11 protein-coding genes are annotated in these 11,076 nt (G+C 74.1%); 6 read left to right on the forward strand and 5 right to left on the reverse strand.

Annotation, left to right across the window (positions count from 1 at the left end; translation table 11 throughout):
- Nucleotides 1–48 precede the first annotated feature (48 nt).
- Entirely contained in the window at nucleotides 49–498 is a 450-nt protein-coding gene (locus tag amrb99_RS01465) for a MarR family transcriptional regulator (protein WP_190851073.1), read from the forward strand.
- On the opposite strand, the gene amrb99_RS01470 is transcribed toward amrb99_RS01465, so the two are convergent.
- Both amrb99_RS01470 and amrb99_RS01475 read right to left on the reverse strand, forming a co-directional pair.
- A complete protein-coding gene (locus tag amrb99_RS01470; RefSeq protein ID WP_190851077.1) occupies nucleotides 470–1,660 on the reverse strand; it encodes a hypothetical protein in 1,191 nt (396 codons plus the stop codon). The genes amrb99_RS01465 and amrb99_RS01470 overlap by 29 nt on opposite strands.
- Before the next feature lie 84 nt (nucleotides 1,661–1,744).
- A complete protein-coding gene (locus amrb99_RS01475; RefSeq protein ID WP_190851081.1) occupies nucleotides 1,745–2,752 on the reverse strand; it encodes an adenylate/guanylate cyclase domain-containing protein in 1,008 nt (335 codons plus the stop codon).
- Nucleotides 2,753–2,843: 91 nt separating this feature from the next.
- On the opposite strand from amrb99_RS01475, the gene amrb99_RS01480 reads away from it, so the two are divergent.
- Nucleotides 2,844–3,611, forward strand: a complete 768-nt coding sequence (locus amrb99_RS01480; RefSeq protein ID WP_190851085.1) for a MerR family transcriptional regulator — start codon at nucleotides 2,844–2,846, stop codon at nucleotides 3,609–3,611.
- Nucleotides 3,612–3,653: 42 nt separating this feature from the next.
- On the opposite strand, the gene amrb99_RS01485 is transcribed toward amrb99_RS01480, so the two are convergent.
- Nucleotides 3,654–5,369 carry a sigma-70 family RNA polymerase sigma factor gene (locus amrb99_RS01485; RefSeq protein WP_190851092.1) on the reverse strand — a complete coding sequence of 572 codons (1,716 nt, stop codon included), beginning with the start codon at nucleotides 5,367–5,369 and terminating at the stop codon, nucleotides 3,654–3,656.
- A gap of 251 nt (nucleotides 5,370–5,620) precedes the next feature.
- On the opposite strand from amrb99_RS01485, the gene amrb99_RS01490 reads away from it, so the two are divergent.
- Together amrb99_RS01490 and amrb99_RS01495 are read left to right on the forward strand one after the other, a co-directional pair.
- Nucleotides 5,621–5,866: a hypothetical protein gene (locus tag amrb99_RS01490; protein ID WP_206699739.1), complete on the forward strand. Its 246-nt coding sequence runs from the start codon at nucleotides 5,621–5,623 to the stop codon at nucleotides 5,864–5,866.
- Nucleotides 5,863–6,327: an SRPBCC family protein gene (locus amrb99_RS01495; protein ID WP_190851097.1), complete on the forward strand. Its 465-nt coding sequence runs from the start codon at nucleotides 5,863–5,865 to the stop codon at nucleotides 6,325–6,327. The genes amrb99_RS01490 and amrb99_RS01495 overlap by 4 nt, the downstream gene beginning before the upstream one ends.
- Here the strand turns inward: amrb99_RS01495 and amrb99_RS01500 are convergent.
- Complete coding sequence (locus amrb99_RS01500; RefSeq protein ID WP_190851099.1) at nucleotides 6,288–7,910, reverse strand: long-chain-fatty-acid--CoA ligase; 1,623 nt, start codon at nucleotides 7,908–7,910, stop codon at nucleotides 6,288–6,290. The two genes, amrb99_RS01495 and amrb99_RS01500, sit on opposite strands and share 40 nt — an antisense overlap.
- 532 nt (nucleotides 7,911–8,442) lie before the next feature.
- Complete coding sequence (locus amrb99_RS01505; protein WP_190851101.1) at nucleotides 8,443–8,931, reverse strand: SigE family RNA polymerase sigma factor; 489 nt, start codon at nucleotides 8,929–8,931, stop codon at nucleotides 8,443–8,445.
- Between the two features lie 283 nt (nucleotides 8,932–9,214).
- Between amrb99_RS01505 and amrb99_RS01510 the strand changes: the two genes are divergently transcribed.
- Together amrb99_RS01510 and amrb99_RS01515 are read left to right on the forward strand one after the other, a co-directional pair.
- On the forward strand, nucleotides 9,215–10,204 hold the full coding sequence (locus tag amrb99_RS01510; protein WP_190851103.1) for a hypothetical protein: 990 nt from the start codon (nucleotides 9,215–9,217) through the stop codon (nucleotides 10,202–10,204).
- Complete coding sequence (locus amrb99_RS01515) at nucleotides 10,198–11,028, forward strand: MauE/DoxX family redox-associated membrane protein (protein ID WP_190851105.1); 831 nt, start codon at nucleotides 10,198–10,200, stop codon at nucleotides 11,026–11,028. Before amrb99_RS01510 ends, amrb99_RS01515 begins: the two co-directional genes overlap by 7 nt.
- Nucleotides 11,029–11,076: the final 48 nt, after the last annotated feature.

Genomic DNA, 11,076 nt, shown 5'->3' on the forward strand with positions numbered 1-11,076 from the left:
GATTCCGGTTGCGGGCAACTCAATGGGCGCAAACGTAGACTGCCGGGCATGACCGGGATCCCCGACGGCGACCTGATGCGGCTCGACCACCAGGTCTGCTTCGCCCTGCACACCACGTCCCGGGCCTTCGACGCGCTCTACCGGACGGAGCTGAGCGGCCTCGGGCTGACGTACCCGCAGTACCTGGCGATGCTCGCGCTGTGGGAGGCGGACGGCCCGACGGTCAAGCGGCTGGGCGAGCGCCTGCGGCTCGACTCGGGGACCCTGTCGCCGCTGCTCAAGCGGCTGGAGTCCGCGGGCCTGGTGGAGCGGCGCCGCAGCCGCGACGACGAGCGCTCGGTGACGGTGCACCTCACCGAGCGGGGCGACGCGCTCAGGGCGCGCGCGGCGGACGTCCCGCGCCGGATCCTGGAGGCGACCGGCCTGGACCTCCAGGAACTCCTCACTCTGCGCGAGACGTTGCGCCGCGTCACCGCGAACCTCGACGCCGCTCGTTGAGTCGCCGGTCGTTGAGTCGCCGGGCGGGGATGCGGTCGAGGACGGGGAGCGGGACCAGCCCGTACTGGTAGAAGTCGACCGTGTCGGCGCCGGACGCGCGGGCCGCGTCGATCTTGGCCGCCAGGTGTTCGGCGGACGCGGTGTCGGGATGCCCTGGGCGCAGGACGGCCCTCAGCCGGGTGTCCGGGCCTAGTGCGGCCCGGTAGGCGGCGACGTCCTCGGCGATCCGTGCGGTTTCCCGGGCGTAGCAGAGAACGGCATAGGACAGGACGGCGCCCGCCAGAGAAGCGGGGTCGATGCCGACCTGCCAGGCGTCGGCGGCGGCAGGGGCACCGCTGGGGAGGCCGTCCGCGTAGCCCTTCATGGCGCCGGTCAGGTCCACGAACGTCAACCGGGAGCCTTCCGCCGCCACGGCGTCGGCGACCTCGGCGGCCAGGGACGTGACGACCGGCGTGCGCGCGCGGGCGAACGCGGCCAGGGCGTCCGGGATCTCCTCCGCGGGCGGCCCTCCGTCGAGCACCGACGCCGCGAGCCGGGCCGCGACGTCGCGGGCCTGATCGGCGCCGGGGACGCGGCGGCGGCAGTGCTCGCAGAAGCACAGGCCGAGGGCGAACTCGGCGGCCGGGCCGAGTTCCACGAACGAGCGTTCGTGGTGGTAGCCGTGGCCGAACGTCCCGAAATGCAGGGACTCGGCGACGACGGAATCCATTCCCTGCCGGGCTATGGCGCGGCCTAGGGCGACGGCGTAGGCGCGGACGTCCGGGTGGGACGGGCAGAGGTCGGCGGGCGCGGCGCGGTCGCCGAAGCAGTTCTCCTGCGTCACGTCCGGGAACGCCAAGCCGAGCGTGGTGTTGTGCAGGAAAACGCCCCACCCGTGCAGGGGGACGCCGAGCGCGCGCGTCTCCTCCCGAAGCGCGTGCAGCGGCTGCTCGTCCGCGCCCTCGCGCACGGGCGGGACGAGCCGGAGCCCGTCGAAGTGGCCGTCCAGCGGGAAATGGACGCCGTCGTGGCGGAACGTGACGCGCGAGCGGCCGTGGGGCGTCACGTCGCGGGCGCGGTGGTAGGAAGCGCCGACCGTGATCGAGGAGACCCCATGGGCCAGGATCCGCGCGGCGTCGACGCCGCGCAGGTCCTCCACCAGGACATAGAGGGAGGAGTCCATCAGCTCTTCTCGTGGACGGCGACGTCGGGCCCGACGAGGATACGGCGCCCTCACCCTCGCCCTCCCCCGACCGCGCCCAGCGCTTCAGCGCCGGCCGTCGGAGGCGCGGCGCAGGAGCCGCGGCCTGACCCGCCCCAGGCCCTGCAACGGGCGGGGCCGGAGCGACGAGATGTCGAAGCGGCCGCCGCTGGGCAGCGCGGACGCCAGCTCGCCGTCGATCAGGACGGTGCCGGGGTAGGCGGTCGCGGTGAGGCGGGCGGCGAGGTTGACGGGCGTGCCGAAGACGTCGCCGAGCCGCTGGATGACCTCGCCGTAGGCCAGGCCGACGCGGACCTTGGGGAACTCGGGGTCCTCGTTGAAGCGCTCCGCGACGCGCAGGCCGATCTCGGCGGCGGCGGACGGGTCGGTCGCGACGAAGAGGACCTCGTCGCCGAGGGTCTTGACGACCCGGCCGCCGAGGTCCGCGACGATCTCCGCCGTCGCGGACTCGAACCGCTCGACGAACGCGGCGAGCGCGTCGGCGTCGAGGCTGCGGCTGAGCCGGGTGAACGAGACGACGTCGGCGAACCCGACCGCGAGGTGGGCGAGGCCGGCGCCGGGGTCGGACGGCGCGGCGGCCGTGACGGCGGCGGCGCGCATCCCGGCGGCGGTGAGCTGGCGGCGCCAGCCGTGCAGCAGCAGCCGCTCGAACGCGGGCCGCAGCTCCTCGGTGGCGGCGAGGGCCGCGGTGACCAGGTCGGGCGTGACGGGCTGGTCGGCCGGCAGCACGCTGAGGCGCTGCAGCCAGACGTCGCCGAGCCAGCTCGCGAGCCGCCCCATCGTCTGGCCGACGGCGCGGACCAGCTGCAGGACGGTGTCCTCGTCGACGAGGTCGTGGCCGAGCACCTCGTTGATCTCGCGGAGGGCGGTGACGTCGCCGTCGGTGAAGGCGACCTCGTCGTCGGGCGGGATGGGGAAGCCCAGGGCCTGCCAGATGCGGCGCGCGTACGCGTCCGGGACGCCGGAGAGGGCCTCGACGTCCTTGCGCGTGTAGCGCAGGGGCCCGCCGAGGAGGGTCTCCTCGATGTCCAGGGGTCCGCCGGGGTCCGTCATGGACTCCCCCTCTATGTCTCATTGATCAATGTCACAATGATGGCGGAGTAAGATCGCGGCGGTCAAGATGGACGCAACCGGCAGGCGGGGCATGGCCGAGTACCGAATCGACGACCTGGCGCGGGCCGCCGGGAGCACCGTGCGCAACATCCGCGCCTACCAGGACCGGGGGCTGCTGCCGCCGCCGCGGCTCGCCGGCCGGGTCGGCCTGTACGACGACTCGCACCTGGCCCGGCTGCGGCTGATCGGCCAGCTCCTCGGCCGCGGCTACACGTTCGCGGTCATCAAGGACCTGCTGACGGCGTGGGAGACCGGCCGGGACGTCGGCGACGTCCTCGGCCTGGAGAAGGTGCTCACCGACCCGTGGTCGGACGAGATCCCCGGCACCGTCGGCTACGACGAGCTCATCGCGATCTTCGGCGCCGGGCTGGACGAGGCCGAGCGGGAGCGGATGCGGGAGCGCACCGTCGCGCTCGGCCTGATCGAGCCGGACGGCGAGAAGTTCCGCGTGCCGAGCCCCCGGCTGCTGCACGTCGGCGCCGAGCTGGTCGCGGCGGGCATCCCGCTGGACGCGGTGCTCGACATCGCCGAGAGGATCCGCGGCGACGTCGACGTGATCGCGGGACGGTTCGTCGGCCTCGTCCAGGAGCACGTCTTCGCCCGGCTGGAGGACCAGCCGGGCGGCGAGGAGGTCACCGAGGTCGCCGCGGTGGTGCGGCGGATGCGGCCGCTGGTGAAGATGGTCGTCGACCCGCTGATCGCGCGGGCGATGGAGGCCCGCGTGCAGGCCGCGCTCGGTGAGCACCTCGAGACGATCAGGGACCACCTCGCCGGCGACGGCCGGCCCGCCGCCGGCTGAGCCCGCGGCCCCGAGGGCCGCGCCGCCGGGCGGGCCTGCGCGTCACAGCAGCGAGGCGCCCCACTTGACGGTGACCTGGTGGGCGGCGCCCTCGGAGTCGGTGAAGGTCAGCGTGCCCTGGCCGGGCAGGCCGATGAGCGCGGTCCGCAGCGTGACCGTCACGTGCGCCGTCCCGCCCTTGGCGACGCCGCCCTGCATCTGCGACAGCACCAGCTCGCCGTTGGACGTCATCGCCGTCCAGGTCACCGGCCCGTTCTTGGCGGACAGGCTGACCTGCGCGGTCTTGGTGCCGTACATCTCGACCGTGCCGGGGTTCACCACGAGCACGCCCGGCCGCGCGGGCGGCTTCGGGGTCGTCGGCGTGGGCGTCGGCGGCGCGGACGTCACCGGGGGCGACGGGCTCTTCTCGTCGGTCTGCGGCTGGACGGGCGCGCCGGACGGGCCGCCCGGCACGCCGGACGGGCCGCCGGGGCCGTCGGGCGCGCCGGACCGGTGGCCGCCGTGCTCCTTGCTCCCGCCGCCGTGCCCGCCGTCGTGCTTGATCGTCGGCTGGTTCAGGAACGGCGGCCACGACAGCGTGCCGCCGCCGATGCCGGGCCCCATGAGGAGCGCCGCCACGACCGCCGCGACCAGCGCGCCCGCCATCCCGCCGCCGGTGAACAGCCACCGCCGGGTGAACGGCGACGGCACGTCCGGCTGGCTCGGCAGGCCCTCCGGGGTCAGCGGCCCGCCACGCGCGGCGATGTCCGCGCGGTAGCCGGCCAGCTCCGGGTCGGTCGCGGTGTGCATGACGCGGTGGCGCAGCGCGGCGGGCAGCACGGGCGCGGGCGCCCGGCGCAGCAGCGGCGCGGCGCGGACCCGGCCGCGGGCCCGGCAGGCCGGGCATCCCTCGACGTGCTCGGCGACGGCCGGATCGGCGGCCTCGTCCGCGCCGGCGTCGCCGCGGCGGTGGAACGTCCGCCACAGCGCGGCGGACAGCGGGCCGCGCCTCGCCCCCTCGCGGGCGGCGCCGGACGCGCCGTCCGCCGTCTCAGGGCCGTCCACGGCGTCCCGGCGATCTTCGCCCTCCGGCGTCTCGGCGCCGGGCGGCCGCTTCGCCGGCGGGGTGCGGGCCGCCAGGACCGCGATGGCGGCGGGCCGGGTCTCCTCGGCCGCCTCGTCGTCGGGTTCCGGGACGGGCGCCGAGAAATCGGCGCAGGAGCGGGCGGCCCGGACAGCCTCGGCGGCGAGCGCCGCCTCCATCGCGGCGCCGCCCTCGCGGACGCGCGCGGCGGCGCGGCGGCCCGACATCCCGAGCGCGGCGCCGAGCCGCGCGGGCCGCAGGTCGTGCCGGAACGCCATCAGCACGGCCTCCTGGTCGACCGGGTCCAGGGCGTCGAGGGCGGCCCGCAGCAGGCGGTGCAGCTCGGCGGACGGCGGCCAGCCGGAGACGTCGCCGGCGTCGGCGCGCTCCAGGAACGGGGTGTCGGAGAACTCGGCGTCCCGGTCCCAGTAGAGGTGCCTCGGGCGGCCGCGGCGGATGCAGCGGCGCCGGGCGGAGCCGTAAAGCCACGAGCTCAGGTGCAGGTGGTCGCGCATCCGGGGGGCGCGGCGGCTCGCGTCGATGAAGGTGTCGTGGACGATGTCGGCGGCGGTCTTCTCGTCTCCCGTCATTGACAACGCGTAGTCGTAAAGGCGCTCACCGTACTCGTCATAGAGCGTGCCCAGCGCCGCCTCGTCGCCTTCGTTCAGACCCTGGACCAGTTTTCGGTCCGCCACGTCTTCGGAGGGAGACAATCTGGGCATACACGCTCCCCGACACCGGCATGAGAGTCCGCCCCCAAAGGGGCCGTCCGGACATTCAGCCCACCTTGCATACACCCCTTGGCCCGTTCGACACCACTCGATCCCCCGAAAACGCCGATACCGGTGACCGAACGCCGAAGCGCCCGCCCCTCTCGGCGACCACTCCGTTCATGACCGAGCGTCAGAATCCGGTCAGATGATGTTATGTTGGTACCATGGTACATGTGGACCGCGTTCAGACCGGCATGCGGATCGAGCGGAACGTGCTGAAGGTGCTCAAGGGGCTGGCCGAATACCTCGACATCTCGCTCGGCGACCTGGTCGAGGGCATCGCCCTGCACGCCTTCGACGGCAGCGCCCCCTTCTCCCCCGAGACGCTCGGCAAGATCCGGCAGCTCAAGTCCGTGTACGGGCTGACGCTCACCGCCGCCGACGCGCACGCCCTCACCGAGGACGGAGCGGCCCGATGAGGCGCCGGCTCACCGGGACCGTCCGGGTCCCGCTGCCGCCCGGCGAGGCGTTCGCGCTGTTCACGCCGCGCGGCGAGGAGCGCTGGGTGCACGGCTGGCGGCCGCTCTTCCCCGCCGGCGCCCCCGACGACACCGCACCGGGCACGGTCTTCGAGACCGTCCACGGCACCGAGCGGACGACCTGGGTCGTCCTCGCCCGCGACCCCGGACGGCACGTCTCCTACGCCCGCGTGACACCGGGCCTCCGCGCCGGGACCGTCACCGTCGACGTCGTCCCGCACCCGGACGGCGGGAGCACCGCCGAGGTCGTCTACGACCTGACCGCCCTCACCGCCGACGCCGCGCCCGGCCTCGCAGCGTTCGCCGACGGGTACCCGGCGTTCCTGCGGTCATGGGAGGACGCGATCGCCGCGCACCTCGCTCAGTCGACCCGCTCGACCTCCAGCCCGCCCTCCGCGTAGCGGCGGCGCAGCACCTTCTTGTCGAACTTCCCGACGCTCGTCTTCGGGACCTCGGCGATGAACGTCCACCGCTCGGGCAGCTGCCACTTCGGCACCCGGCCGGTGAGGAACTCCCTGAGCTGCGCCGCCGTGACCGACGCGCCGTCCCGGACGACCACGGACGCCAGCGGGCGCTCCTGCCAGCGGTCGTCCGGGACCCCGACGACGGCCGCCTCGATCACGTCCGGATGGGCCATGAGGTGGTTCTCCAGCTCCACCGAGGAGATCCACTCGCCGCCGGATTTGATGACGTCCTTCGCCCGGTCGGTGAGGACCATGTAGCCGTCGGGGGAGAGGTTGCCGACGTCGCCCGTGCGCAGCCAGCCGTCGTGGAACCTGCCGGGGTCCTCGTCGCGGTAGTAGGCGCCGGTGATCCACGGGCCGCGGATCTCCACCTCGCCGACGGCGTCCCCGTCGTTCGGCAGCACCACGTCGCCGTCCCCGACCACCCGGATCTCCAGCCCGGCGAGGACCCGCCCCTGGCTGACCCGCGCCCGCCACGCCCGCTCGCCCTCCGCGCCCGCCGGCGCGTGCGCCATCGTCGCGACCGGCGACGTCTCCGTCATCCCCCACGCCTGCACGATCCGCACGCCGATCTCGTCGAACCCGCGCATGAGCGCCTCCGGCACCGCCGACCCGCCGCACGGGACGAGCCGCAGCGAGCTGAGGTCCGACCCGTGCTCCAGCGTGTACCGCAGCACGTCCGACCAGATCGTGGGAACGGCGCCCGCGATCGTCGGACGCTCCGCCTCGATCAGCCTCACCAGCGGCTCCGCCTGCAGGAACCGGTCCGGCATCACCAGCGCCGCGCCGGCCAGCATCGCCGCGTAGGGCAGGCCCCACGCGTTCGCGTGGAACATCGGCACGACCGGCAGCACGACGTCGGCGCCGCTCATCCCCAGCGCGTTCCCGGTGCACACCGACAGCGAGTGCAGGTACGCGGACCGGTGCGAGTAGACGACGCCCTTCGGGTTCCCGGTGGTCCCGCTCGTGTAGCACATGGCCGCCGCCGACCGTTCGTCGATCTCCGGCCAGTCGAACTCCGGCGGCGCGGCGGCGAGCAGCTCCTCGTACGAGTGCAGCTCCTTGCCCGCCGCCTCCAGGGGCGCCGTGTCGCCGTCGCCCACCACGACGACGTGCCGGACGGTCTTCATCTGCGGCAGCACCGGCGCGAGCAGCGGGATGAGCGACCCGTCCACGATGACGGCGTAGTCCTCGGCGTGGTTCGCGATGTACACGAGCTGGTCGGGGAACAGCCGCAGGTTCAGCGTGTGCAGGACGGCCCCCATCGACGGGACCGCGAGGTACGCCTCCAGGTGCTCGGTGTTGTTCCACATGAACGTGGCGACGCGCTGGTCACCGTCCACCCCGAGCGCGCGCAGCGCCCCGGCGAGCCGGGCGGCGCGCTCCCCGACCTCGGCGTACGTCCGGCGCCGCGCGCCGTCCCCGGTCCAGGTCGCGATCTCCGCGGACCCGCACACCTGCGTGCCGTATCGCATGATCGTGGTGATGGTCAGCGGGAAGTCCTGCATGGTGCTCCACACGGCACACCTCCGGCTCAGCTGCGGAACTCCGTTCTAGCCCACCACCCCCCATTTGCCCAGAGCCCGACCCCAGCCCGGATGATCCGAACCTCAGCCACGCAAGCCTGAACCCGAGCCACGAAGGCTCGAACCCCAGCCCGAAGGCTCGAACCCCAGCCACCCTCACGGGCAGGCACGCGGAGCGAGCGCCAGCGAGTGGAGCGGGCCTGCCCGACGACTGACGGGCTGTTTCACGCGGAGCGCCAGCGGAGCGGGAAACAGCCCGTCAGTCGCGACGGGGGTTCCAGGGGGTCGCCCCCCTGGGCTAATTGGGCGTTTCGCGCGGAGCGCCAGCGGAGCGGGAAACGCCCTGCCCGTCGCGACGGGGGTTCCAGGGTCGCCCCCCTGGGCAATACGGGCAGGCACGCGGAGCGAGCGCAGCGAGCGGAGCGGGCCTGCCCGGCGGTCGGCAGGCTGTTTCGCGCGGAGCTCTAGCGGAGCGGGAAACAGCCTGCCGACCGTGACGGGGGTTCCAGGGGGTCGCCCCCCTGGACTAATACAGTCCGTCGTCGTCGCGGAGGCGGGCCATGGCGCGGGAGACGGTGCTCTTGACGGTGCCGACGCTGACGCCGAGGACGTCGGCGACCTCCGCTTCGGACATGTCCTCGTAATAGCGGAGCATGACCGCGAGGCGCTGCCGTTCGGGGAGGCGGCCGAGCGCGCGGCCGAGGGCGTCGCGCATTTCGGCGCGCCGGGTGTGATCGTCCACCGGACGGTCGGGAACCTGATCCGTGGGGTAGATATCCAACTTTTTCCGGCGCCACCACGAGATCTGGGTGTTGGCCATGGCGCGCCGGACGTAGCCGTCGACGGCGGCCCGGTCCTGGATGCGGTCCCAGGCGAGGTAGGTCTTGGCGAGCGCGGCCTGCAGGAGGTCCTCGGCCTCGGCGCGGTCGCTGGTCAGGCGCATGGCGGCGCGCAGCAGGGTGGGGCCGCGGTCCGCCACGTAGGCGCGGAACTCCTCGTGCCGCGTGCTGTTCACCGTCACCACCGAACCAGGGGTCGTGGAGTCGGCGCGGCTTGTGGATCTTGACCGCGCCGGTTCCCGGTACAGTTGACGATCTCAGGTTGATCGTAATTCCGGTCCTACTTAAAGTACATATCCGGGTCAACCAGTTAATAATCCTCATCCGAGGTGGATGGAACATCTCCCGTCCCTCGACTTATCGCGACAAATCCGTCGACAGCGCGTGCACGGCGCGTGACTCTTGACTGGCCGTCCTAACAGACGTCACCCCCCGTGAAGTTCGAGCCGGAGTGCCGCCATGCCGCTACCCCACCGCCGTGGAGCCAGGCGCCGCCGTCTCCGCGAGGCCGTGCTCGGCGCGTCGCCCGAGGCCGGCGGCCTCCCGGAGAACGCGGCGAGCCCGCTCGGCGCGCTGTCCGGGACGATCCTGGACGCGAGCCCGCACCTGCTGGTGCTGGACGCGGACGGCGCCGAGCTGCGGCTGGCGATGAGCGGGGACACGACGGTGTGGCACGGCGGGCGCGGGGGCCTCGCCGCGCTGCGCCCGGGGCGCGAGGCGGTCGTCCGGCCGAAATCCGGCGGGCCGGGCATCGACCGGATCTGGGTCGACGCCGACCGGGTCGCCGGCACCCTGCTGGCGTGCGGGCGGGACGCCTGGGAGGTGGACATGGGCCCCCATCGCGGGCGCGCCCATGTGGCGATCCCCCCGCACGCCCTCCAGCAGGTGCTGGTCCGGCACCCGCGCCTGGAGCCCGGCTATCTGGTCGACGTGATCTGCGTGCGCTCCCCCGGCGGGCCGCAGGCGGTGCGTCCGGGCACGTCGCAGCCGGGCTACCGGGCCGACGACCTGGCGGGCCCCGAGGCGGCGGAGCCCGCGCCGGCGGTGCTGCGCGGCACGGCGACCTGGTTCTCGGGCCCGCCGGTGCCGCGCGGCGCGGCGTACCCGGCGGTCGATCCGGAGGGGGACGGCGGCGGGTGCGCGGACGCCCCGTCGGGCTGCGTCGCGTTCCCGTACCTGTCGATCGGCAGCGAGATCACGGTGCACAACGAGTGCAGCGGGCGGGCGGGGCGCGTGCCGGTGGTGGAGTGCGGCTGCGCGGCGGCCCGGTTCTGCGACCGGTGCGTGGAGTGCGGGGCGTCGCCCCGGGGCCGGATCGTGGAGCTGACCCCGGAGACGTTCGTGGGGCTCGGCGGCGATCTGGAGGCCGGGTGCTTCAACGTGCTCGCGCGGCCGGACGTCCCGGCCATCGGTTTCGGCGGCGCCGCGGAGGAGGGCTCGTCATGGTGACGTTCCAGAACACGCAGGTGCTGCTGCTGGCGATGGTGCTGCTGGTGGCCTGCCTGGCGAAGCTGACGATCCGCGAGCGGGCGGCGGACGCGCCGGACCACGTGCACGGGGTGCCGGTCCCCGCAGGGCTCGCGGGGCTGACGGCGCTGCGCCGCAGCCGCGGGCTGAACCTCGGGCTCGGCCTCGGCGAGGGCGTGCTCGGGCTGGCGCTGCTCGTGACCTCCCAGTTCTCGGTGCGGCTGGCGACGACGCTGGCGTTCGCGGCGGCGACCTGGGTGGTGGGGGAGCTGCGCGTGCGGCGGCCGGACGCGGGCTGCGGCTGCTTCGGCGGCCTCAGCGCCAAGCGGGTCGGCCGCCGCAGCGTGGCGCGCGCGCTGCTGTTCACCGGGGCGGGCATAGCGTCGCTGGGCGCGCCCATGGCGGGCCTGGACGTGCTGCGGGACGAGCACACGCAGGTCGGGCCCGTGCTGGTCCTGGAGCTGGCGCTGTTCGCCGCGCTGTCCCCCGAGTTGCCGGAGCTGCTGGACAGGCGGTCCCGCGCGCGCGGGCTTGGGCGTCCGGAGACGCCGTGCGAGCGGCGCCGCAGCCCTATCGCGGAGACGTACGCGGCGCTCTATGACAGCGCCGCGTGGGCGGAGCACGAGAACGTGGTGGCGAGCGCCGTGCCGCTGGACGTGTGGCGCGAGGGCTGCTGGCGGTTCGTCGTGTTCCCGGCCCGCGCGGACGGGCGCGATCTGGAGGTCGTGTTCGCGGTGTCGACGGCGGAGCGGAGCCGGACCGTCCGGGCGGCGCTCGTCCCGGCGCCGGTCGCGACCGCCGTCTAACCGTGTATTGGACGCGTCCAAGACGGCCGTAGAGATTCCTCGCGGGGA

It is taken from the genome of Actinomadura sp. RB99 (genome assembly GCF_014706005.1).
Classification (GTDB): Bacteria; Actinomycetota; Actinomycetes; order Streptosporangiales; family Streptosporangiaceae; genus Spirillospora.

Bases quoted from the DNA above. Each gene is read 5' to 3' on its own strand.
- amrb99_RS01475 (WP_190851081.1), bottom strand. From the start codon at position 2,752: ATGACGGACCCCGGCGGACCCCTGGACATCGAGGAGACCCTCCTCGGC.
- amrb99_RS01495 (WP_190851097.1), top strand. From the start codon at position 5,863: ATGAGGCGCCGGCTCACCGGGACCGTCCGGGTCCCGCTGCCGCCCGGC.
- amrb99_RS01465 (WP_190851073.1), top strand. From the start codon at position 49: ATGACCGGGATCCCCGACGGCGACCTGATGCGGCTCGACCACCAGGTC.
- amrb99_RS01515 (WP_190851105.1), top strand. From the start codon at position 10,198: ATGGTGACGTTCCAGAACACGCAGGTGCTGCTGCTGGCGATGGTGCTG.
- amrb99_RS01510 (WP_190851103.1), top strand. From the start codon at position 9,215: ATGCCGCTACCCCACCGCCGTGGAGCCAGGCGCCGCCGTCTCCGCGAG.
- amrb99_RS01470 (WP_190851077.1), bottom strand. From the start codon at position 1,660: ATGGACTCCTCCCTCTATGTCCTGGTGGAGGACCTGCGCGGCGTCGAC.
- amrb99_RS01480 (WP_190851085.1), top strand. From the start codon at position 2,844: ATGGCCGAGTACCGAATCGACGACCTGGCGCGGGCCGCCGGGAGCACC.